Here is a 21,358-nt window from a genome sequence, read left to right as displayed (position 1 = left end):
TCAGCTCGTCCGACGAACGGAGACCGACCGCGATGACTCGCACCACCCTCCCCCGCGAGGCGATCGAACTCGCAGAAGCAACACCGGGTTTCATGCCCATCGACGAGGGCACGGCGCTGCACGACGCAGCCGTTCGCTATCTCGGCGACGGGGTGGGCGTCGAGATCGGCACCTACTGCGGCCGCTCGACGGTGTATCTGGGCGAAGCTGCGAAGGCGACGGGCGGGTCCATTGTCACCGTCGATCACCACCACGGTTCCGAAGAACACCAGCCGGGTTGGGAGTACCACGATTCGTCGCTGGTCGACCCGCACACCGGCAGGCTGGATACGGTCGGAAAACTTCGGCACACCCTCTCCGACGGAGCCCTCGAGTCGCACGTCGTCGCGATCGTGGGTAGTTCCCCTCAGGTCGCGGCATTCTGGCGCACACCACTTTCCTTCGTCTTCATCGACGGCGGGCACAGCAGCGAAGCAGCGCAGGCGGACTACGCGGGCTGGGCACGGTGGGTGGAACTCGGCGGTGCCCTGATCATCCACGACGTGTTCCCCGACCCTGCCGACGGCGGACGTCCGCCGTACGAAATCTATTGCCGCGCACTCGAAAGCGGGGAGTTCACCGAGGTCTCTGTCGCAGGGTCGTTGCGGGTGCTCGAACGCACCGGGGGCGTCGTCGGGTCGTAGGAGCACTTACAACGCTCCATACGAGCCGGTGCCCCCGGTCGGGCGTCAGACGAATACCTCGCAGCGCTCGGTGCAGTGATCCGGGCCCAACTGCGCCGGGGGCACCGCGGCGTCGCGGAACAGCGCATTTCCTCCGGTCGTCCGCGACAACGCATCTGCCGCGAGGATCACCGCCGCACTCGTCCACGAACTGACCTCGACGGGCCACCGTTTGCCGTCGTCGTAGACGAGTCCCGTCCAGTACGAGCCGTCCGGGTCGCGCAGGTGTTGCATGGCTGCGAACAGCTCGTTCGCTCGCGCGCTGTCGCCGAGAGCATCGAGCGCGAGGACGAGCTCGCACGTTTCGGCACCGGTCACCCACGGTTTGTGGTCGACACAGCGGATCCCGAGTCCGTCCACGACGAAATCGGACCATCTCTCCCGGATGCGCCGATGCGCTTCTGGGCCGCGCAATGCACCGCCGAGTATCGGGTAGTACCAGTCCATCGAATACTCGGGCTTCGGCGTGAACAACTCTGGGTGCCTGCGCAGGGCATGTCCCAATCGATACAGTGCCACTTCCCATTCCGGCTGCGGGTCGTCGACGAGTTCGGCGAGCTGCACACCGCACCGCAAGCTCTGGTGGATGCTGGCGCATCCGGTGAGCAGTGCCTCGTCGACGAGGCCCCCGGATCCTCGCGCCCACGCGATGTGCCCACCGGGAAACTGCATGTCGACGACGTGGTCGAGCGCTGCCCGCACCGTCTGCCACATCCCGGTGGTGAACATCCGGTCGCCGGTGACGAGATGGTGATGCCACACCCCCACGGCGATGTATGCGGTGAAATTGCTGTCGGTATCGGTGTTCTCGATGATCCCGTTGTGGTACTTCACGGGCCACGAGCCATCGGACCGCTGCGTCCTGCGCAGGAAGTCGAAGGCAGCCGACGCTTCGTCGAGCAGTCCGGTGACGGTGAGCGCCATTGCGGATTCGATGTGATCCCACGGATCGGTGTGGCCACCGGGAAACCAGGGAATCGCCCCGGACGGCTCCTGCATACGCGCAATCGCACGCCCCGTCGCCAGGCACTCGTCGCGCGACAGGACGCCGGGCACATGCGGCATCATCTGCCGATGCAGCTCACTGCGGCGCACCGGATGCACCCGGCTTCTCGAGATAGAACACGACGCTCTTTCCGATGACGGGGTCGAGCAGCTTCTCCGCGGTGCGGGTCAACCACGGCCCCTCCATCAGATCCCACACGAGCATCCGGTGATACGCCTTCGTCAGCGGATTGTTCTCGTTGTCGACGCCGACCGCGCACTTGAGCCACCAGTACGGCGAATGCAACGCGTGGGCGTGATCGGTCCCGCGCACCGTCAAACCCGCCGCGGTGAGCTTCGACGCCAGCTCGTCTGCCTTGTAGATGCGCACGTGCCCGCCCTCGACCTCGTGGTAGGCATCCGACAGTGCCCAGCAGATCTTCTCGGGGAACCACCGCGGGACAGTCACCGCTGCAACACCACCGGGCTTGAGAACCCGGACGACCTCTGCGATCGCGCGCTCGTCCTCGGGAACATGTTCGAGCACTTCGGAAATCAGGACCACATCGAAAGTGTCGTCGGCATACGGCAGCGCCAGCGCGTCACCCACCTCGGCGCGGGCGAGAGCGCCCTCGGGAGCCTGACCCTCGAGGTCCATCGCCACGAACATGTCGGCGACCGCCTTCATGTCGTCGGCGCTGCGGTCGAATGCGACGACGTCCGCGCCACGCCGGTACAACTCGAACGAGTGCCTGCCTGCACCGGCACCGATGTCGATCGCGCGGCACCCCGGCCGCACCCCCAGCCGGTCGAAGTCGACGGTCAGCATCAGTCGGTCCTTCCTTCGTGTGCAGCGATCGCGCTCTCGTAGACGGCCGCGGTCTGCGCAGCGACGGCGGCCCAGCTGTACTTCTCTTCGACGCGCGAGCGGGCGGCAGCGCCGAGTCGGGCCCGCCGATCCGGGTCGTCGAACAGCGCCGCGATCGCGGCGGCCAACTGCTCGGCGTCGCCGGGTGGCACGAGCTCGCCTGCATCACCGACCACCTCCGGTATCGCACCCGCGCGACTGGCCACGAGCGGAGTCCCGCATGCCATGGCTTCGACCGCCGGCAGTGAGAAGCCCTCGTACAGCGACGGCACTGCAGCGACCTCCGCCGACGCGAGGAGCTCCGCGAGCGCAGCGTCGTCGATCCCCGACACGGTTCGCACGACATCACCGATGGCGAGGTCGTCGATGAGGCGCTCGGTGGCACCACCGGGGGCGAGCTTGGAGACGAGCACGAGCTCGATCTCACGCTCGGTGTGCAGCTTGGCGACGGCCTCGAGCAGCGTCGGCACCCCCTTGAGGGGGGCGTCCGCGCTGGCCACGCACACGATGCGCCCCGCGACCCTGGGCGTGGACGGCGGCGCGAACAGGTGGGTGTCGACGCCGAGTGGGATCGTGTGGAGGCGGTCCGGCTCGATGTCGAAGGCAGTGCGGATGTCGTCGGCGGAATTCTCTGAGACCGTGAGCAACGTCGGTATCTTCCGGGCGACCCGCCCCTGCATGCGCAGGAATCCGTACCAGCGCCGCAACGTGAGCTTGCGACGCAGTGTGGGGGCCGACGCGAGATCGAGTTCGCGGTCGCGGGTGATCGGATGGTGGATGGTCGCGACCAGCGGTAGATCCTTCGCGATGCGGAGAAGGCCCGAACCGAGTGACTGGTTGTCGTGGACGACGTCGAAATCGGCGACTCGGTCGCGCAGCAGCCGAGCCGCGCGAAGCCCGAAGGTGCGTGGTTCCGGGAATCCGGCGGTCCACATGGTGGCGACTTCGAGAACGTCGATCAGGTCTCGGTACTCGCCGGGTCGCGGCGTGCGGAACGGGTCGTCGTCGCGATAGAGGTCGAGGCTGGGTACCTTCGTCAAAGTCACGGCAGGGTCGAGTTCCGGGTACGGCTGACCCGAGAGCACTTCGACGTCGTGACCTCGGGCTGCGAGCTCCCGACTGAGGTGGCGGACGTAGACACCCTGACCACCACAGTGCGGTTTGCTCCGGTACGACAGCAGAGCTATGCGCACATCAACCCCCGGAATTGTTCGGACACGTGTCCATTCAGTTACGTAGGGCACACACTAGAACATGTTCACCCGGTCGCGGTAACAGGAGTGGTCCGGCCTCGGCAACAGTATCGGACTGCAACGGCATCGGACTGCAACGACGACGAAGGTCCGGTATCTCATCGATACCGGACCTTCGTGTGGAGCGACCCTGACGGGACTCGAACCCGCGACCTCCGCCGTGACAGGGCGGCGCGCTAACCAACTGCGCTACAGGGCCATAGGAGCCCACTGGGCTCTCATAGCGGGACCCACCGCACGCGGTGGGTCCGTCGTATTCATTTGCCTGTATTCATTTGTCGATAGTCGAACTCGACCATCGTTGTGGCCAGGGCCGGGATCGAACCGGCGACCTTCCGCTTTTCAGGCGGACGCTCGTACCAACTGAGCTACCTGGCCGGATGGCACCCGAACCGAATGCCGATCGCATACCTCTGCGACCCTGACGGGACTCGAACCCGCGACCTCCGCCGTGACAGGGCGGCGCGCTAACCAACTGCGCCACAGGGCCTTGCTATTCAATTCTCTGCCAGCGTACTGCACACATCCGGCCGAAACCGAAGTGTACCCCCTACGGGATTCGAACCCGCGCTACCGCCTTGAAAGGGCGGCGTCCTAGGCCGCTAGACGAAGGGGGCCCGACCGGATTCCTCCGGCACGCACCCTCAACGGGATTTTCCGTTCCGCTGGGAGCTTGGACAGCTTATGTCACAGCATTCCTGATTCACAAATCCACAGGTCATGCCACTAATCCGGCGTCTGCGGCCAACCATGCTCGCGCCACCGAGTCAGCCACTGTTCCGAGGCCATCGCTTCGAGAGGAACCTCGAGGCACGCCTCGAATTTGGACTTGACGTCGATCTCCGGGGACGTGAGGTCGGCGAGGTAGCGCTGGCCGGCCAGCGACGACCCGACCGCTTCGATGAACCTGCGGATGTCCACGCCCGGACGGAACAGTCCTTGCTCTTGGGCTTCGATCGCGAGCCGATAGCCCGCCCTGCCCCAGATGTAGCTGCCGCGCAGTTGCGCTTCGCTCATGAACTCGGGTTCGGTGACGAGCCTGAACTCGGCCGCGATCACGTCGTCGTTGCGCAGCGCCTCCCCGAGGTCCGCGACCATTCCGTGCAGACGTTCGAACGGGTCCAGGTCTGCCGCCTCGACCCAGTGCGTCACGATCGTCCGGTAGTGCTCGAGTCCTTCTTCGAGGACCGCGCGGGCGAGTTCGTCCTTGGATGCGAAGTGGAAGTACATCGCGCCCTTGGTGGCGTTCGAATGTTCGAGAATCGAGTTGATCGACGCGGCGCCGTAGCCGCGCTTCGCGAACTCGACGGCAGCCGCCTTGATGATCGCGGAACGCGTACGACGCGCACGTTCCTGTTGACGTGACATGAACGAATCGAGCCCTCCGAATATCCGACCCCCGCAGGAAACTCTAGTCGCGCAGCATCCGAAGCGGCCGGGTGACCTGCTCCGCAGAACGCCGTGAACCACAGAACACACCGAGTGGTATGCTTTCCGCGGCTCGGGTGCGGAAGCAGGGGGTGTGCACCCGAGCCCATCGAAGTATTCGGATTTCGTGTCCGATACGATCTGGCTGCACAGTGTGGTTACACTGTGCGCCCATGCCCCTATAGCTCAGTTGGTAGAGCTACGGACTTTTAATCCGCAGGTCGTAGGTTCGAGCCCTACTGGGGGCACAGAGAACGACCCGGCGTTCCGCAATTACGGACGCCGGGTCGTTTCCGTTCGTGTGGGAGGTCAGCGGCCGGTAGGCCCAGAGGCCGGATCTTCCGGAGGCAGCCCTTCCGCAGCGGGGGCACCGCCCGCCGAATCGGAGTCGCGCCTCTCGGCTTCGGCCGCCTTCCGTTCGAGGTCGGCGCGCGCAGCCCGCAGATCCTTCCCCCGCTTCCGGTATCGAACCACCGCAACGACGAGCATCACGAACACGAGCACACCGATGACGGCCCCCACCAGCGAGGCACCGCGGAATCCGGGTGCGTCGACATCCATGATCCGTTCACCGGCGTGCGCCGCGTTTCCACCGCCGAGTACGACGCTGAGCGTCATCAGGTTAGGTATCGCCACGACGAGTGCGAGGACCGTGAGCGCAATCTGGACACCGCGACCGTACTTCCACCCGCGTACCTGCCAGACCCACACGATCAGGATGAGTGGGATCGCGGTGCACAGGATTCCGAACAGCAGGCCCCACATGATCCCGCGGGAGAATCCGCCTTCGGCAAGTCCCGCGATGCGTTGCGCCCACCATCGGGGTACGAATGCGGCGAGCACGAAGTAAGTGATGACAAGTACGAGCAGGGCCGCGACCACCGTGACGATCTTCTTGAGCCACGGCGGCATTCCCGCTCGCCCGATTTCGGACGATGTCCTGGCGTCAGACATGGGACACAGCGTACGGTTCGCGTCGGCCCAACAGCATCAATTGCTTGCCCTCGCGTTTCCCACCGCGTTTACCGCTCCGTTTTGGATAGTGTGATCACGCGCTAATCGAATCCGGGGTGGGAGGCACATGCGCAGTTTTGTGGATCTGGGCCTGTTCCTGGCTGCAGTGGCATTGGGTATCGGCACCGTCTTGCCCATGGTCGGAGGAGCTCGCTCCACCGAAATCCCCCTCTCTGGACTCCGCGACGGTTTTCCCGGCGGGGATCCCACAAGCCTCGTCGTTGCGGAACTACCGCTGTACGAGTCCCTTGCGATTCCACTCGCGGCGGCATCGGTGCTGCTGTTGATCGCCGCACTGTTCGACTCCGTAATCACCGGCTGGGCAGGCACCGTCCTCGCATTGTCGGTGTGTGTGGCCGCCGCGGTGCGTATCTTCCAGTCGCACGGCGCCTATCTGGCGGAGAACCACAGCACGGCATTGACCAACCAGAACGGATTCGTGCTGCTGGCCAGCGGCACCCTCGTCGGCTTGGTGTGCTGCCTGGTCTCGCTGCGCCCCTCCCGGCAGCGGGCACGCAGCTGACGGCGGCACTGTCGATACGCTCAGCCCACCGGCGTCCATCGGGTGGCGCCCCTGACCAGGCGAGGGTCCATGGCAAGTCTTGACGAACTGATCTCTCAGGTACCGATCGATCAGGTGGCGCAGAAGCTCGGCGTCGACACCGCAACGGCGGAGACCGCTGTCCGCGCGGCCCTCCCGACCCTCGTCGGTGGCCTGGACGCGAACGCGCAGGACGCGGCGGGAGCTGCCTCTCTGATGTCGGCCGTGAACAAGCATTCGGGTTCGACGATCCTCGACAACGGAGTCGACGTCGCGAAGGTCGACACCGCCGACGGCAACAAGATCGTCGCCAACGTGTTCGGCAACAACAAGGACCAGGTCATCAGCACGCTGGGTTCGGTCAACGGTTCCGGAGGCAAAGACCTCATCGCACAACTGCTGCCGATCCTGGCGCCGATCGTCCTGTCCTACATCGCGAAGCAGATCACCGGAGGCTCCGCTTCCACCACGGCCCCCACCACGACGACGGCAAGCGCAGGCAACCAGGGCGTCCTCGGCGATCTGCTCGGCGGACTGTTGAAGAACGCAGCGGGCGGCTCCGGTAACACCGGCGGCGGACTGGGCGACATACTCGGGGGCGTTCTGGGCGGCAATTCCAGCGGCGGACTCGGCGGGCTTCTCGGCGGCCTCCTCGGCGGAGGAAAGCGCTGATCGGCACCATCTGAACTCACGTTCGGACGCGGACCCCGGAACCCACCGGGGCCGCTTCCCGATCCGGGGACTTCAGGCGGTACACAGTAGGGACCCGGTACCGTAGCCACGGACGTTTGTGACGGGGAACATTGTGGATTCCGGTCGGCCGCCCGGTTCGGTGTGCGACGACAGATTCGACGGACACCAACCTACGGTCCCGTAGGCTGGGCCACCGAAACGACATCACACGGACAGGGGTACGAATCAATGACGCGAGTCCTGACTCAACTGGAGCTACTGCGTGAGCTGGAGCCCGTGGCCGAGGCGAACGTCAACCGACACCTCTCGATGACCAAGGATTGGCATCCCCACGACTACGTGCCGTGGGACGAGGGACGTAACTTCGCAGCCATGGGTGGGCACGACTGGGAGCCCGAGCAGTCGAAGCTGGGCGAGGTCGCCAAGGCAGCGATGATCACAAATCTGCTCACCGAAGACAATCTGCCCTCCTACCACCGCGAGATCGCCGTCAACTTCTCACGTGACGGCGCATGGGGCACGTGGGTCGGACGGTGGACCGCAGAGGAGAACCGTCACGGCATCGTGATGCGCGACTACCTCGTCGTCACGCGCGGCGTCGATCCCGTCGCTCTCGAGAACGCCCGCATCGAGCACATGACGAACGGCTTCGCGTCCCCGAGCGAGGACACCGGCCTGTTGCGCTCGGTCGCGTATGTCACCTTTCAGGAGCTTGCAACGCGCGTCTCCCACCGGAACACCGGCCACGCGTGCAACGACCCGATCGCCGACAAGATGCTCCAGCGCATCGCCGCCGACGAGAACCTGCACATGATCTTCTACCGCAACATCTGCGAAGCCGCCCTCGACATCGCGCCGGTCCAGGCCCTCGAAGCGATCACCGAGATCCTGAAGAACTTCCAGATGCCCGGCGCAGGCATGCCCAACTTCCGTCGCAACGGCGTCCTGATGGCCAAGCACGGCATCTACGACCTTCGCCAGCACCTCGACGATGTCGTGATGCCCGTTCTACGCAAGTGGAAGATGTTCGACCGCGACTTCGGTAGCGCCGGCGCACAGACGCTCGACGAACTCGGTACCTTCCTCGAAGACCTCGAGAAGCAGGCCGTGAAGTTCGAGGAGATGCGCGACCGCTCGCTCGCTCGCGAAGCCGCCAAGCGCGAGCGCACCGTCGCCGTCTCCTGATCTGCGCGGGGCCATATCCGGGTCCGACCGATTCGGGCTCCGCCACCACCAGCGGTTATCCTGTGCCCGGCACCGTCCTCGGTGCCGGGCACAGGCGTCCCGCCCACTTTCCGCAGGACCCTGTTCGCATTCCTTTGCACTACAACGCTTTCCCGAGGTTCCCATGTCTGCCCTGAAGATCGGCTCGCTCGAGTTGGACAGCCCCGTCGTGCTGGCTCCGATGGCCGGGGTGACGAACGTCGCATTTCGCACCCTGTGCCGCGACCTCGAGCTCGAGCGCGCAGGCAGCACATCGGGCTTGTACGTGTGCGAGATGGTCACCGCGCGGGCCCTCGTCGAACGTCACCCGGTCACGATGCACATGACCACCTTCGGCCCCACCGAGACACCCCGCTCACTGCAGCTGTACACGGTCGATCCCGACACGACGTACGCCGCGGCGAAGATGATCGTCGACGAGAACCTCGCCGACCATATCGACATGAACTTCGGGTGCCCCGTTCCCAAGGTCACCCGTAAGGGCGGCGGTTCGGCACTGCCCTACAAGCGTCGCCTGTTCGGACAGATCGTCGCGGCCGCAGTGCGCGCCACCGAAGGCACGAACATCCCGGTCACGGTCAAGTTCCGGGTCGGCATCGACGACGAGCACCACACCCACCTCGACGCGGGGCGGATCGCCGCTGCCGAGGGGGCTGCTGCCGTGGCACTGCACGCCCGCACTGCTGCGCAGCGTTACTCGGGCACCGCGGATTGGAACGAGATCGCCCGCCTGAAAGACCACGTCACAGACGTGCCCGTCCTGGGAAACGGCGACATCTTCGATGCCGAGGACGCCGAGAAGATGATGGCTCAGACCGGATGCGACGGAGTCGTCGTCGGACGAGGATGCCTGGGACGCCCCTGGTTGTTCGCCGAATTGAGCGCGGCGTTGAACGGCCGGGAGATCGCCACCCCGCCGACGCTGGGCGAGGTCACGGTGATCATGCGCCGCCACGCCACACTGCTCGCCGACCACCACGGCGAGGACAAGGGCATGCGCGAGATCCGCAAGCACATCGCCTGGTATCTGCGGGGCTTCCCCGCAGGTTCGGAAGTGCGGAGCAGCCTTGCACGGGTGTCGTCGCTGGGTGAGTTCGACGACCTTCTCGGGCAGCTCGATCCCATGGTCCCGTTCCCTGCCGACGCCGAAGGGCCCCGCGGCCGCCAGGGCTCTCCCAGTGCCGTGGCGCTGCCGGACGGATGGCTCGACGACCCCGATGACACACTCGTCCCGGTGGGCGCCGACATCATGCATTCCGGTGGCTGACCTGCACTGATTCACCTTACTGTCGAGACAAAGCTCGTAGGTCTCGGTGGACCGCCCTGCAATCAGTATCATTGCGGAGTCGCCCGGACCGAGGGCGAACACGACAAGTGCGGGAACGCGACGCGGAGAGGTCAGGACATCGGTGGGTGAGGAGCACGATCCGGGTTCGCCCGACAGTCGTGCGCCGTGGGAGCGACCGATCGCCGACACCTCCTATCACGACTCGCACTCCGACCGAATCCACCGGGGCCGGCCCGACGATGCAGGAACGGACAGCGCCCGGTCGAAAAGTGGACGGTCGGAAAGTGGACGTAGCGCCAGTGGCCGCTCCGGTGGCCGCCGCGAGACCGGACGCAGCAGACGCGACGACCCGGCTGACAAGTCGAAGCAGCTCACCGTCGCGGAGCTGATGAACAAGGTGGACCGAGAGAAGAACTCGCCCCCTTCTCCCACGGCATCGCCCCCGCCGGCATCGCCCCCGTCCGCAGCACCCCCCGCTCCGGCAGCACCCCCCGCTCCCGCAGCACCACGACCTCCCGCACCGAAGCCTCCCGCGACACCCCGCGCGCCCGATACTCCTTCCCCACCTCGAACGCCGCAGGCCCCACCGCGGACGCCGCAGCCTCCGCGCGCGTCCCAGCCCCCGCGGCCTCCGCAGCCCCGAAAATCTCCTGAAGCGCCGGTACCTCCGCAGGCACCCCCGCCGCGGCCGAGTGCGCCTCCTCGAACCGCGTCAGCGGCGCTGCCTCCCCCGAAACCACCCACTGCTGCTCCCCGTGAGCGCGTCCCCACACGCGCGACCCCGGCCGACAACGCCCTCACCCGATCGGTCGCCCCGGTCTCTGCCGCGGCCCCGCCGCCACCGGAAACCGGGCCCGACGACCTCGACGACGATGTCGCACCCGAGCCCACGGCCACACCGCAGGCGGTGGGCAGCAACGGGCTGAGCCGGCTGTCGCTGAGCAAGAAACGCAAGCAGAGAAAGTTGCGGCTCGCTGCACGTGTCACGGTGTCGCTCGTATCGGTCCTCGCCCTCCTCGGTACGGGGTCGGTCTGGAGTTACCTCCGCGCGACGGAGGCGGGGTTCTCCCAGATCGCTGCCCTCGACACCGAGTCCGAGGACATCGTCGATCCCATCGGACAGACCGGCGACGAGACCTATCTCATCGTCGGTACCGATTCGCGTGCAGGGGCCAGCGGTGAGGTGGGTGCCGGAGGCCTCGAGGACGCCGAGGGTTCTCGCGCCGACGTCGCGATCCTCGTCAACATCCCCGCCGATCGCAGTCGTGTGGTCGCGGTGTCGTTCCCCCGCGACCTCGATGTGGAGCGTCCGGTGTGTCTCGCATGGGACAGCGACTCCGGCGACTACAGCTCCGAGGTCTATCCCGCGGCGGACGGCGACAAGCTCAACGCGGTGTACGCACTCGGAGGGCCGAAGTGCCTGGTCAAGACGATCCAGAAAATGTCGGGTCTGAAGATCGGCCACTTCGTCGGTATCGATTTCGCCGGTTTCGAATCGATGGTCGACGAGGTCGGTGGCGTCCAGGTCTGCACTCCGACTCCGTTGGTCGACGGTGAGCTCGGCACGATCATCGACACGGCGGGCACTCATCTTCTCGACGGTCGTCGGGCGCTCGACTACGTTCGGGCGCGAAAGGTCGAATCCGAGATCAACAGCGACTATTCGCGGATCAACCGCCAGCAGAAGTTCCTGTCGTCGCTGCTGCGGTCCGCGTTGTCGAACAAGGTTCTGCTCGACCCCGGGAAGCTGAACGGGCTCATCGGTGCCTTCACTCGCGCTACGTTCGTCGAGAATGTCAACGCCGATTCGCTGGTGAAGCTCGGCCGATCGCTGCAGAATGTCGATGCCGGTGCCGTGACGTTCCTGACTGTGCCCACCGCAGGCACCACCGACTGGGGCAACGAGATTCCCCGGCTCGACGACATCAAAGCGATCTTCACCGCGATCATCGACGATCAGCCTCTCCCCGGAGAGAAGCGCGACGCACCCCCGGCCGAGGCTGCGGCTGCGGAGGCTCCGGTGATGGCCCCCTCACTCTCCGCTGTCGATCCATCGTGGGTGTCGGTGCAGGTATCGAATGCGTCGGACATGTCCGGTCTCGCGGCCGGCGTCGCGGACGAGCTCGCCGCATACGGATTCCCCATCTATCACACGGGCAACTACACGGGCACCAGCACGCACACCGTTGTACGGTTCGCCCCCGGGATGGAAGCCGCGGCAATGACGGTCGCCTCGGCGTTCCCCGGCACGGTGCTGCAGCGGGCGTCGGATTCCACTCTCGGGAATGTGGTCGAGGTCGTCCTCGGAGCCGATTACAACGGCGTCGTCGCCTCTCCCACTCCGCCCGGAAACCCGCTCGAACCGGTCTCGATCGAAGAGGCCCACGACGAGGGGGCCGTACAGCTTCCCGCCGACCTGACCGTAACCAATGCCGGTGCCGATCCCTGCAGCTGAGAGCGCTGAACTTCCGGTCATCGTTTACCTCCGGTTCACTCTGTGATCGTGATACGTACCGCTGGAGCCCGTATGGTGTGACGTTATGCGCGTCGCTTACAACGAACAGATGGATGAACTCACCGGGCTACTCGGCGAAATGGCCGGGCTCGCCGGAACGGCGATGGAACGGGCCACCCAAGCCCTCCTCCAGGCCGACCTCCCCCTCGCGGAGATGGTGATCGAAGAGCACGACAAGATCACCGAACTCGGTGCCGTGTGCGAAGAGAAGGGTTTCGCGCTTCTCGCGCTCCAGGGCCCCGTCGCGGGCGACCTGCGCGCAGTGGTCAGCGGCATCCAGATCGTCGCGGACATCGATCGGATGGGTGCGTTGGCCCTGCACATCGCGAAGGCCACGCGTCGGCGTCACCCCAACCACGTGCTTCCCGATGAGGTCAGCGGTTACTTCGCGGAGATGGGCCGGATCGCCGTGTCCCTCGGCGTCGCCACCCGCGAGATCCTCGAGACTCGCGACCCCGAGCGTGCAGCACGCCTCCATGAGGAGGACGAGGCGATGGACGATCTCCACCGTCACCTGTTCAGCGTGCTCATGGACCGTGAGTGGAAGCACGGGGTGGCCGCAGCCGTCGACGTCACTCTCCTCGGCCGCTTCTACGAGCGTTTCGCCGACCACGCCGTCGAGGTGGGTCGCCGCGTGATCTTCCTCGTGACGGGCAAGCTGCCCACCCTCGAGGACTTCAACGCGATGCAGCAGCGGGTAGACAAGCTCACGGTGTACCCGGAAGCCTGAGTTCGCCTACGTCGCACGCGCAGAGCCCCGACCGGACGATCCGGTCGGGGCTCTCCTATTCGTATCCGTAGCCGAGCAACCGGGTGACTTCCCGGGATGACAACTCAGCCGAAGCGACCCGAGATGTAGTCCTCGGTGGCCTTCTGCGTCGGATTCGAGAAGATCTTCTCGGTGTCGTCGATCTCGATGAGCTTGCCGGGCCTGCCGGTGGCCTCGAGATTGAAGAACGCGGTCTGGTCACTCACGCGGGCTGCCTGCTGCATGTTGTGCGTGACGATGACGATCGTGAAATCCTGCTTCAGCTCCGTGATCAGATCTTCGATCGCGAGCGTGGAGATCGGGTCGAGAGCGGAGCACGGCTCGTCCATGAGCAACACATCGGGCTGCACTGCGATCGCACGGGCGATGCACAGGCGCTGCTGCTGACCACCGGACAAACCTCCACCGGGCTTGTCGAGGCGATCCTTGACCTCTGTCCACAGGTTTGCGCCGCGCAACGATTGCTCGGCGATCTCGTCGAGCTTCTTCTTGTCGCGCATGCCCTGGAGCTTCAGTCCCGCCACGACGTTGTCGCGAATGGACATCGTCGGGAAGGGGTTCGGCCGCTGGAACACCATGCCGATGGTCTTGCGGACGCCCACGGGATCGATGGCCGCGTCGTAGATGTCCTCGCCGTCGAGGAGCACCGACCCTTCGACGTAAGCGCCGGGGGTGACCTCGTGCATGCGGTTGAGAGAGCGGAGCACGGTGGACTTGCCGCAACCGGACGGGCCGATGAACGCGGTGACGTTGCGAGGCGGTACCGCCAGCGTCACGTCGGATACCGCGTGGAACTTCCCGTAGTAGATGTTGACGTCCTTGAGGTCCAGACGCTTGGCCATTACCGGCTCCCTACTGATCGAAAACGAAGTGTGTGGTCATCGGCGGATCGCCTACTTGGAGCCGACCTGCGACAGGCGGCCGATCAGCTTGGCTCCGATGTTGAGGATCGCGATGATGAGGATCAAGGTGAGTGCCGCGCCCCAGATGCGCATCGAGCCCGCTTCGGTGGGATTGTTCATCTCGGCGACCATCAGGCCCGGCAGGGTGGCCATCTCGCCACCGAACAGGTTGAAGTTGATGAACGGTGCGTAGCCCACGAGGATCAGCAGCGGTGCGGTCTCACCCATCACTCGCGCAAGCGCGAGCATGATGCCGGTGATGATGCCTGCGAGCGAGGTCGGAAGCACGATCCGGGCGATCGTCTTCCACTTCGGAACGCCGAGCGCGTACGACGCTTCTCGCAGGTCCTGGGGAACGATCCGCAACATTTCCTCGGTGCTGCGCACCACGACCGGCACCATGAGGAGCACCAGCGACAGCGACACAGCGAACGCCGACTTGGGGAACCCGAACGTCGCGACCCACAGGGCGTAGATGAACAGTGCGGCGACGATGGACGGAACGCCACTGAGGATGTCGACCATGAACGTCGTGATGCGGCCGAGCTTCGACTTACCGGCGTATTCGACGAGGTAGATGGCGACGAACACCCCGAGCGGAATCGAGATGACTGCGCACACCAATCCTTGCAGCAGGGTGCCGACGATCGCGTGGTAGACACCGCCGCCCATGGACGAGGCGGTCAGTCCGCTCAGCGAATGGGTGAACCATGTGGACGAGAGCAGCGCAGGCATGCCCTTGGAGATCACGGTGATGAGGACCCATGCCAGCGGCACGAGAGCGACGAGCACCGAGAGGGTGACCAGCACCGTGGCCGCGACGTCCTTGGCACGACGAGCACCGCTGACCCGTTGGAACGTGGGTTTCTTGACAGGCGATGTGAGGGTTGTCGTCGTCATGGCTCAGTCCTTCTTTCCAGCGACGATCATGCGGGCTGCGGCGTTGACGACGAAGGTCAGGATGAACAGCACCAGGCCTGCCGCGATGTAGGCACCTGCCTGAATGTTGTTGTTGAACTCGGCGTAACCCAGGGCGATCTTCGATGCGATGGTGGCGCCGCCGTCGAACAGCGACCAGGAGAATGCTTCCGACGTGGTTCGCAGGATCAAGTAGAGGGCCATGGTCTCGCCGAGTGCACGTCCGAGACCGAGCATGGAACCGCTGACGTAGCCGGACTTGCCGAACGGGATGACCGTGGTCTTCACGACCTCCCAGCGGGTCGCGCCGAGTGCGAGCGCAGCCTCGATGTGAGCGGTGGGGGTCTGGACGAACACCTCACGGCTGACCGCGGCGATGGTGGGCAGGATCATCACTGCGAGCACGATGCCCGCGGTGAAGATCGTGCCACCCCCGATGATCGAGCCGCTGCCCGTCGCGAACAACGGGAACCAGCTGAGATTGGTGTTGAGGAACTCCGCGACGGGACGCAGGAACGGCGCGAGGATCAGCATCCCCCACAGGCCGTAGACGATCGACGGCACCGCGGCGAGCAGGTCGATCACGTACGCGAGCGTCTTCTTGATCTTCTCGGGGCAATACGAGGACAGGAAGATCGCGATACCGAGCGCCACAGGCATCGCGAGGACCAGTGCGAACAGCGACACGAGGACGGTCACCTGGAACAGGTCGAGGACACCGAAGGCCATCGCCTCGATGTCCTGCGTGATCCACTCGCGGCTGGTGAGAAAGTTGACGGTGTTGCGCTGCAATGCCGGAACGGCGCGCCACACGAGGAACACCGCGATCGCGGCGATGATCACCGAGACCAGGACAGCGGACCCGGAAGCCAGCGAACTGAAGATCCGGTCGCCTGGGCGAACGACGGACTTCTTCTTGGTCTGTGGGGAAGTAATCTTGGCCTCCGGTGTACTGCCGTGCGGACCGCCCGGTCCTGACCCGGTCGGGTCAGGACCGGCGGCGCGAGTAGCCGAGGAGCTCGGCGCGTCACTCATGTGAACTCGCAATCTATCTTGTCGTGGATCTCAGGAACGGGCGGTCCGTCGGTGCAGACGATCAGGCTGTGCAGACGATCAGGCTGTGCAGACGCTCAAGCGATGGCGTCGATCGACTCGGTCAGCTTCGACTTGAAGGCATCCGGAAGCGGAACGTAGCCGACCTCGTCGAGACCCTCCTGGCCTTCGTTCGCCGCACTGGTCAGGAACGACTTGACCGCCGCCGTGGTGTCGGCGTCGTATCCGCCCGAGCACACGATCTGGTAGGTGGCGAGCACCAGTGGGTACGCACCTTCGGTGCTGGTACCGAAGATCGACGACAGGTCGAGGGTCAGGTCGCCGCCACCGGCGCTGGCGAACTCGGCGCCGTCGATGGCTGCAGCCGCAGTCTCGGCGGTCAGCTCGACCGGGCCGCTACCGGTGTCGATCGCAGCGATGCCGAGACCACTCTGCTCGGCAAACGACTGCTCGACGTAGGTGATCGAGCCCGGTGCACCCGAAACAGCCTGCGCGACACCCGCAGAGCCCTTCGCGCCCTCACCGATACCGCCGGTGAAGTCGGAACCGGCACCGGTGGTCCATGCACCGTTGGAAGCGGCCTCGAGGTACTGCTGGAAGTTGTCGGTGGTACCGGACGAATCCGAACGGACGATTGCGGTGATCGGGGTATCCGGCAGCTCGACACCCTCGTTGAGCGCGGCGATCGCCGGGTCGTTCCACGTGGTGATCTGGCCGTTGAAGATCTTGGCGGCGGTCTCACCGTTGAGGACGAGGTTGTCGACGCCCTCGAGGTTGTAGGCGAGCGCCACCGGACCGAACACGAGCGGCAGGTTCCATGCCGGGTTGCCTGCACAACGCTCGGCGGCCAGCGCGGCCTGCTCACCCTCGATCGCGGAGTCGGAGCCTGCGAAATCGATCTGGCTCGCGATGAACTGCGTGCGGCCGTCACCGGACCCCGACGGGTTGTAGGCCACGTTGACCGTGGAGCCCTTCTCGTTGCAGACGGCGATGTAGGTCGAGACGAAGTTGTCCATCGCGTTCTTCTGCGCTGACGACCCCGCGCCGGAGAGGTTCGCCTTGCCCTCGCAGGTCGCGCCCGACGCGTCTGCGTCGACCTCGACGGAACCCGCATTGTTGTCGCTACCGCAAGCGGAGAGCGTGAGGGCGCCGGCCGCAAACAGTCCGAGCAGAGCACCATTGCGCTTCAGGTTCACCTGTACTCCTTCAGGAATATCGCTTCCGCCACACAAGGCTGGGTGGCGACTTCGAGGCGCGGGAGGACCCCTGCGCCGAGTCGACAACGTCCGACCCGTATGCAGAAGGTAGGCGGATCCGGTGGACGGATACTCTCTCGGCGGTTAACAGGAGATGAACACGCCGGATACAGGCGCTAGTGGTGTTGCGACAATCACTCGAACTTCACCGGACAACCACGTGTCGTCGGGAGATGTTCACTTCTCGTATGCGACATCCACGTGGAACCGCTCGAATCCGAGCTTGCCGTAGGTGTTGAGCGCGGCCGTGTTGTCGCCCTCCACGTAGAGCAGGACCGTGGGCAGTCCGCGCTCACGCAGATGATGCAGACCGGCAAGAGTGAGGAGACGGCCGAGACCCCGGCCCTGTGCCGCCGGATCGATACCGACCACGTAGACCTCACCGAGCGACGGTTCCGTCGGCCCTCCCGGATGCACCTTCGTCCAGTGGAACCCCAGGAGGCGATCAGGATCGGCGACGTCGAATGCGAGGAACAACCCCTCCGGGTCGAACCACGACTCGGCACGACGGTCGGCAACGTCGCTCGCCGACATTCGTCCCTGCTCGGGATGCCATTCGAAGGCGGACGCGTTGACCCGGAGGAATTCCGGATCATCGGACGGTCCTCGATATGTGCGCAGCTCGATCGAATCGGGCACCTCGATTTCGGGGAGCGCAAGATCGAGCGACCGACGCAGCTGAAGTAGTTCGCGCACGCCCGTCAGGTGGAGTTTCGCGGCGACAGCGCGCGCGGCGGGAAGGTCTCCGTGCGCCCACACGCGAGTCTCGGGTCCGCCCTCGGTCAGCGCTGCGCCGACGAGCTCGCTACCGAGACCGCGACCTCGATGCGCCGGATCGACGACCACCTCGGACATCGACGGATGCTCGCCGTGCGCAGGCGTGAGGTTCGCGTACCCGGCGACCGCACCGTCCACGACGGCGACCAGGTGGCGCGCATCGGTGTCGCGGGTCAAGGAATGGACTGCCTGCTCCGACACCGGAGCGGTTCCGTCCTGCGCGGTCGCGCGGTCGACAAGGGCTTGAACCCCGGCGGCGTGCTCCGCGGTCGGACGCTCGACGAACCACTGCTGCTGCGATCGGAGCTCATTGTTCTCGTGGGGCCCGGGCTTCATGCACCCGAGGGTAGCCACTACTCGACGTACTCGTCCTCGGAGGCCGCGACCGTGTGGCCGCCTTTGGTGCGGCTGCTCGGCCGGACCGCCTTGTAGCCGACATTGCGGACGGTACCGATGAGGGCTTCGTGTTCGGGGCCGAGCTTGGCGCGGAGTCGTCGCACGTGCACGTCGACCGTGCGGGTGCCGCCGAAGAAGTCGTAACCCCACACTTCCTGCAGCAACTGCGCGCGGGTGAAGACCCGGCCGGCGTGCTGGGCGAGGTATTTGAGGAGTTCGAATTCCTTGTACGTGAGGTCGAGCGGTTTTCCGCGCAACCTCGCTGTGTACGTGTCCTCGTCGATGGTGAGCTCGCCGAGAGTGATTCGGCCGGACGCCTCGGTACCGACCGCATTACCGGACCGCGATAGAAGCAGTCGCAACCGGGCGTCGAGTTCTGCTGGTCCGGTGCCGGTGAGCAGGATGTCGTCGAGCGACCACTCGGGATTGACCGCGACAAGCCCGCCTTCGGTGAGGACAGCGACCACGGGGATGGCCGATCCGACTCCCCCCAGCAGGCGACACAGTCCGCGCGCTGCGGCGAGATCGGTCCGGGCGTCGACGATCGCGATATCGGCGGTTGCGGCTTCGAGCAACGACGACACTTCGGTCGGGACAGGCCTCACCGAATGTGCCAACAGCGACAGTGACGGCAACACCGCATCCGGATTCGGATCGGAGGTCAGAAGGAGAAGCTCCACCGGGCCTCCGTTTCTTCGCACTGCCTGGGCAGTTCGTTCTGGATGAACGACGTGCTACAGATTAGCCCCCCATTTGTTACCGCCGTGTTAGCTGGCGAGAAGCTCTCTCGGTACGTTCCGTCACAATGGTCTGCGTGCGCAAACTCATTTACGGCCTCGTCGTCCTCGTCGGCCTCGCTCTGCTCGCCGATTTCGGGGCGGCGGCCTGGTCCGAGTACCGCCTGTCACGCGCGCTGCGTGAGGGTGGGGCGCTCGAGTCCGATCCCGCAGTGACGATCCACGGGTTTCCGTTTCTGCTGCAGGCACGCAACGGGCACTACGAGAACGTCGAGATCACCGCGGACCGGGTTCCCACCGAGACGCTCGGCGACATCACGGTCGAAGCGAACCTGGTGGGTGCCCACGCGGAGGCGTCGAATCTCCTCGACGGATCGATCCGGTCGGTGCCGGTCGATCTGCTCTACGGACGCGTCATGATCGACGCCACCGAACTCGGTCAGGCACTCGACATCCCCGATCTGCAGGTGTCCGCGCCACCGGACAGCAAGTCCGACGGCACGGGCGGGTCGGGCGGGTCCGGCCCCACCACCGCCGGCGGTGTCGTGCTCACCGGCACCGTGCCCGTAGGCCCGCTCTCGACGCAGGTCAGTGTCCAGGCCGACCTCGTGCTGGACGGTGACCAGGTGCAGATCATCGCGTCCGACCTGTACTTCGGCCCTGAAGGACATACCGACTTCTCGGTCCCCGAACCGTTGAAGCCTCTGGTGCTGGGACTGTTCACCACCACGATCGCGCCGCAGGATCTACCGTTCGGTGTCTATCCCACGTCGGTGGAGGCGCGCGGCTCGAGGATCGTCATCGAGGGCGAAGCGCACAACGTGACGATCGACCTCGCGGACGTGCAGCGTCCCTCATGATCCCGCTCGTCGTCCTCGCCGTCGTGGTCGTCGCGACGTGCGTCGCGGGTGTGGTGATGCGCGCGCACTCGGGTCGGCTGAAGGAACGTCGGGCCACCGGCATATCGGCCGTCGACCCTGAACTCGGCGGGGTCGGCGTCGGTGACGGTGTGCCGGTGATCCTGCATTTCTCGGCGCCCTGGTGCGGGCCGTGTGCCGCCGTACGCCGGGTGGTGGCAGGGGTGGTCGAGAACAGCGGCGACACCGAGGTGACTGCGCGCGACATCGAGCTCGACTTCGATGAAAATTCTTCCCTGGCCACGCAACTCGGAGTACTCTCACTTCCCACGACGTTCGTGTTCGACGGCGGCGGACACCAGCGGTTCAGGGTCTCCGGGGTTCCCAGCGCGACCGACCTGCGGCACGCGCTGGCCTCGCTGTAGAAATCCGGCGGGCACCTGGCCCTTCCCTGTGCCGAATTCTCGGTTAGACTCCGACTCGTGCAACACCGCCAAGAGCTGCTGCTCACCCGACGCCGCGCAGTCGATCTGTGCCGCCTCGGCGGCTGTTGTTGTACCTGCTGCTGATCACAGCGCGGGCGCATCCTGTCCCCGGCTTGCCGGTACGGCATTGCGCCACCCTCGCCGATGTGATCAACCCGCGGTGACCTACCGCAATTCGACTCGCCCCAGCGATATCGATCCAGCAGGAGCACACTCATGTCCACTTCATCACCCGCACATGTCGATGTCCGCGGCCCACGGTTCGCCGCCTGGCTCACCACCGCGGTGCTCGCGGCGGTACTCGTCATCGCTTCGTTCTCGCCCACGGCAGCAGGCATCGTTCTGGCAGCGCAGACCCTCGCGTTCGCCTTCGGTGCGGTACTCGGTCCGCGGCGCAGCCCGTACGGCGCGTTCTTCGCCACCGTCGTCGCACCCCGCCTGACATCCCCCACCGAAACCGAACCTGCTGCGCCCTTACGGTTCGCGCAGGCCGTCGGTTTCGTCTTCGCCCTCATCGGCGCCGTCGCATTGCTCACCGGCGCCGTCACCCTCGGCCTCGTCGCCGCAGGATTCGCGCTGTTCGCAGCCCTGCTGAACGCCGCATTCGGAGTGTGTCTCGGCTGCCTCATGTACCCGCTGATCGTCCGGCTGCGGCCGGAACCGACCTGAGTTCGACAT

At 65.5% G+C, this 21,358-nt stretch carries 22 protein-coding genes and 5 tRNA genes; 12 read left to right on the top strand and 15 right to left on the bottom strand.

Annotated features, from left to right (window positions below):
- The first annotated feature begins 32 nt into the window (after positions 1–32).
- Complete coding sequence (locus tag ACFWB0_RS19605) at positions 33–683, top strand: class I SAM-dependent methyltransferase (protein WP_378492125.1); 651 nt, start codon at positions 33–35, stop codon at positions 681–683.
- A 45-nt stretch (positions 684–728) separates the two neighbouring features.
- Here the strand turns inward: ACFWB0_RS19605 and ACFWB0_RS19600 are convergent, their stop codons facing one another.
- The 8 genes from ACFWB0_RS19600 to ACFWB0_RS19565 all read right to left on the bottom strand — a co-directional run bounded on the left by ACFWB0_RS19600 (position 729) and on the right by ACFWB0_RS19565 (position 5,195).
- Positions 729–1,802, bottom strand: coding sequence for a prenyltransferase (locus ACFWB0_RS19600; protein WP_378492136.1), 1,074 nt, complete (start codon positions 1,800–1,802; stop codon positions 729–731).
- 1 nt (position 1,803) lies between these two features.
- On the bottom strand, positions 1,804–2,535 hold the full coding sequence (locus tag ACFWB0_RS19595) for a class I SAM-dependent methyltransferase (protein WP_378492124.1): 732 nt from the start codon (positions 2,533–2,535) through the stop codon (positions 1,804–1,806).
- Positions 2,535–3,767 carry a glycosyltransferase family 4 protein gene (locus tag ACFWB0_RS19590; protein ID WP_378492123.1) on the bottom strand — a complete coding sequence of 411 codons (1,233 nt, stop codon included), beginning with the start codon at positions 3,765–3,767 and terminating at the stop codon, positions 2,535–2,537. The genes ACFWB0_RS19595 and ACFWB0_RS19590 overlap by 1 nt, the downstream gene beginning before the upstream one ends.
- A 185-nt stretch (positions 3,768–3,952) precedes the next feature.
- Positions 3,953–4,026, bottom strand: a tRNA-Asp gene (locus ACFWB0_RS19585).
- A 105-nt stretch (positions 4,027–4,131) separates the two neighbouring features.
- Positions 4,132–4,205, bottom strand: a tRNA-Phe gene (locus tag ACFWB0_RS19580).
- Between the two features lie 38 nt (positions 4,206–4,243).
- Positions 4,244–4,317 (bottom strand) — tRNA-Asp (locus ACFWB0_RS19575).
- Between the two features lie 54 nt (positions 4,318–4,371).
- Positions 4,372–4,444, bottom strand: a tRNA-Glu gene (locus ACFWB0_RS19570).
- 109 nt (positions 4,445–4,553) lie between these two features.
- Positions 4,554–5,195 (bottom strand): TetR family transcriptional regulator, encoded by a 642-nt coding sequence (locus ACFWB0_RS19565; RefSeq protein WP_378492122.1) that lies wholly within the window; start codon positions 5,193–5,195, stop codon positions 4,554–4,556.
- A gap of 235 nt (positions 5,196–5,430) precedes the next feature.
- Between ACFWB0_RS19565 and ACFWB0_RS19560 the strand changes: the two genes are divergently transcribed.
- Positions 5,431–5,503 (top strand) — tRNA-Lys (locus tag ACFWB0_RS19560).
- 61 nt (positions 5,504–5,564) lie between these two features.
- Here the strand turns inward: ACFWB0_RS19560 and ACFWB0_RS19555 are convergent.
- Entirely contained in the window at positions 5,565–6,209 is a 645-nt protein-coding gene (locus ACFWB0_RS19555; protein WP_378492121.1) for a hypothetical protein, read from the bottom strand.
- Positions 6,210–6,336: 127 nt separating this feature from the next.
- Between ACFWB0_RS19555 and ACFWB0_RS19550 the strand changes: the two genes are divergently transcribed.
- The 6 genes from ACFWB0_RS19550 to phoU all read left to right on the top strand — a co-directional run bounded on the left by ACFWB0_RS19550 (position 6,337) and on the right by phoU (position 13,260).
- Entirely contained in the window at positions 6,337–6,792 is a 456-nt protein-coding gene (locus ACFWB0_RS19550) for a hypothetical protein (RefSeq protein ID WP_378492120.1), read from the top strand.
- Positions 6,793–6,861: 69 nt separating this feature from the next.
- Complete coding sequence (locus tag ACFWB0_RS19545) at positions 6,862–7,482, top strand: DUF937 domain-containing protein (RefSeq protein ID WP_378492119.1); 621 nt, start codon at positions 6,862–6,864, stop codon at positions 7,480–7,482.
- A gap of 249 nt (positions 7,483–7,731) precedes the next feature.
- Positions 7,732–8,688, top strand: coding sequence for an acyl-ACP desaturase (locus ACFWB0_RS19540; protein ID WP_378492118.1), 957 nt, complete (start codon positions 7,732–7,734; stop codon positions 8,686–8,688).
- A 163-nt stretch (positions 8,689–8,851) separates the two neighbouring features.
- The gene (dusB, locus tag ACFWB0_RS19535; RefSeq protein ID WP_378492117.1) at positions 8,852–9,994 is read left to right on the top strand and encodes a tRNA dihydrouridine synthase DusB; all 1,143 of its coding nucleotides are present in this window, start codon (positions 8,852–8,854) and stop codon (positions 9,992–9,994) included.
- A 409-nt stretch (positions 9,995–10,403) separates the two neighbouring features.
- Positions 10,404–12,470 (top strand): LCP family protein, encoded by a 2,067-nt coding sequence (locus ACFWB0_RS19530; protein ID WP_378492135.1) that lies wholly within the window; start codon positions 10,404–10,406, stop codon positions 12,468–12,470.
- A gap of 85 nt (positions 12,471–12,555) precedes the next feature.
- Positions 12,556–13,260: a phosphate signaling complex protein PhoU gene (gene phoU, locus ACFWB0_RS19525; protein WP_378492116.1), complete on the top strand. Its 705-nt coding sequence runs from the start codon at positions 12,556–12,558 to the stop codon at positions 13,258–13,260.
- Positions 13,261–13,364: 104 nt separating this feature from the next.
- Here phoU and pstB read toward each other — a convergent pair whose 3' ends face one another.
- From pstB to ACFWB0_RS19495, 6 genes are all read right to left on the bottom strand, one after another.
- Positions 13,365–14,141 carry a phosphate ABC transporter ATP-binding protein PstB gene (gene pstB / locus ACFWB0_RS19520; protein ID WP_378492115.1) on the bottom strand — a complete coding sequence of 259 codons (777 nt, stop codon included), beginning with the start codon at positions 14,139–14,141 and terminating at the stop codon, positions 13,365–13,367.
- A gap of 51 nt (positions 14,142–14,192) precedes the next feature.
- Positions 14,193–15,101 (bottom strand): phosphate ABC transporter permease PstA, encoded by a 909-nt coding sequence (gene pstA / locus ACFWB0_RS19515; RefSeq protein ID WP_378492114.1) that lies wholly within the window; start codon positions 15,099–15,101, stop codon positions 14,193–14,195.
- Between the two features lie 3 nt (positions 15,102–15,104).
- Positions 15,105–16,154 (bottom strand): phosphate ABC transporter permease subunit PstC, encoded by a 1,050-nt coding sequence (gene pstC / locus ACFWB0_RS19510; protein ID WP_378492113.1) that lies wholly within the window; start codon positions 16,152–16,154, stop codon positions 15,105–15,107.
- 95 nt (positions 16,155–16,249) lie between these two features.
- A complete protein-coding gene (pstS, locus tag ACFWB0_RS19505; protein ID WP_378492112.1) occupies positions 16,250–17,368 on the bottom strand; it encodes a phosphate ABC transporter substrate-binding protein PstS in 1,119 nt (372 codons plus the stop codon).
- Between the two features lie 237 nt (positions 17,369–17,605).
- The gene (gene mshD, locus ACFWB0_RS19500) at positions 17,606–18,541 is read right to left on the bottom strand and encodes a mycothiol synthase (protein WP_378492111.1); all 936 of its coding nucleotides are present in this window, start codon (positions 18,539–18,541) and stop codon (positions 17,606–17,608) included.
- 17 nt (positions 18,542–18,558) lie between these two features.
- On the bottom strand, positions 18,559–19,281 hold the full coding sequence (locus tag ACFWB0_RS19495; protein ID WP_378492110.1) for a winged-helix domain-containing protein: 723 nt from the start codon (positions 19,279–19,281) through the stop codon (positions 18,559–18,561).
- Between the two features lie 134 nt (positions 19,282–19,415).
- Between ACFWB0_RS19495 and ACFWB0_RS19490 the strand changes: the two genes are divergently transcribed.
- The 4 genes from ACFWB0_RS19490 to ACFWB0_RS19475 all read left to right on the top strand — a co-directional run bounded on the left by ACFWB0_RS19490 (position 19,416) and on the right by ACFWB0_RS19475 (position 21,349).
- The gene (locus ACFWB0_RS19490; protein WP_378492109.1) at positions 19,416–20,198 is read left to right on the top strand and encodes an LmeA family phospholipid-binding protein; all 783 of its coding nucleotides are present in this window, start codon (positions 19,416–19,418) and stop codon (positions 20,196–20,198) included.
- Positions 20,195–20,620: a TlpA family protein disulfide reductase gene (locus tag ACFWB0_RS19485; RefSeq protein ID WP_378492108.1), complete on the top strand. Its 426-nt coding sequence runs from the start codon at positions 20,195–20,197 to the stop codon at positions 20,618–20,620. Before ACFWB0_RS19490 ends, ACFWB0_RS19485 begins: the two co-directional genes overlap by 4 nt.
- Positions 20,621–20,677: 57 nt before the next feature.
- Positions 20,678–20,764, top strand: coding sequence for a putative leader peptide (locus tag ACFWB0_RS19480; protein WP_378492134.1), 87 nt, complete (start codon positions 20,678–20,680; stop codon positions 20,762–20,764).
- A 132-nt stretch (positions 20,765–20,896) separates the two neighbouring features.
- Complete coding sequence (locus ACFWB0_RS19475) at positions 20,897–21,349, top strand: DUF4395 domain-containing protein (protein ID WP_378492107.1); 453 nt, start codon at positions 20,897–20,899, stop codon at positions 21,347–21,349.
- Positions 21,350–21,358 lie beyond the last annotated feature (9 nt).

It is taken from the genome of Rhodococcus sp. NPDC060086, from assembly GCF_042730275.1.
Taxonomy (GTDB): domain Bacteria; phylum Actinomycetota; class Actinomycetes; order Mycobacteriales; family Mycobacteriaceae; genus Rhodococcus.
This window is presented reverse-complemented; position numbering and strand designations above follow the sequence as displayed.

Coding starts and splice junctions, on each gene's coding strand:
- ACFWB0_RS19605 (WP_378492125.1), top strand. CDS start 33: ATGACTCGCACCACCCTCCCCCGCGAGGCGATCGAACTCGCAGAAGCA.
- ACFWB0_RS19595 (WP_378492124.1), bottom strand. CDS start 2,535: ATGCTGACCGTCGACTTCGACCGGCTGGGGGTGCGGCCGGGGTGCCGC.
- ACFWB0_RS19565 (WP_378492122.1), bottom strand. CDS start 5,195: ATGTCACGTCAACAGGAACGTGCGCGTCGTACGCGTTCCGCGATCATC.
- ACFWB0_RS19555 (WP_378492121.1), bottom strand. CDS start 6,209: ATGTCTGACGCCAGGACATCGTCCGAAATCGGGCGAGCGGGAATGCCG.
- ACFWB0_RS19550 (WP_378492120.1), top strand. CDS start 6,337: ATGCGCAGTTTTGTGGATCTGGGCCTGTTCCTGGCTGCAGTGGCATTG.
- ACFWB0_RS19545 (WP_378492119.1), top strand. CDS start 6,862: ATGGCAAGTCTTGACGAACTGATCTCTCAGGTACCGATCGATCAGGTG.
- ACFWB0_RS19540 (WP_378492118.1), top strand. CDS start 7,732: ATGACGCGAGTCCTGACTCAACTGGAGCTACTGCGTGAGCTGGAGCCC.
- dusB (WP_378492117.1), top strand. CDS start 8,852: ATGTCTGCCCTGAAGATCGGCTCGCTCGAGTTGGACAGCCCCGTCGTG.
- ACFWB0_RS19530 (WP_378492135.1), top strand. CDS start 10,404: ATGAACAAGGTGGACCGAGAGAAGAACTCGCCCCCTTCTCCCACGGCA.
- phoU (WP_378492116.1), top strand. CDS start 12,556: ATGCGCGTCGCTTACAACGAACAGATGGATGAACTCACCGGGCTACTC.
- pstB (WP_378492115.1), bottom strand. CDS start 14,141: ATGGCCAAGCGTCTGGACCTCAAGGACGTCAACATCTACTACGGGAAG.
- pstA (WP_378492114.1), bottom strand. CDS start 15,101: ATGACGACGACAACCCTCACATCGCCTGTCAAGAAACCCACGTTCCAA.
- pstC (WP_378492113.1), bottom strand. CDS start 16,154: ATGAGTGACGCGCCGAGCTCCTCGGCTACTCGCGCCGCCGGTCCTGAC.
- mshD (WP_378492111.1), bottom strand. CDS start 18,541: ATGAAGCCCGGGCCCCACGAGAACAATGAGCTCCGATCGCAGCAGCAG.
- ACFWB0_RS19485 (WP_378492108.1), top strand. CDS start 20,195: ATGATCCCGCTCGTCGTCCTCGCCGTCGTGGTCGTCGCGACGTGCGTC.
- ACFWB0_RS19475 (WP_378492107.1), top strand. CDS start 20,897: ATGTCCACTTCATCACCCGCACATGTCGATGTCCGCGGCCCACGGTTC.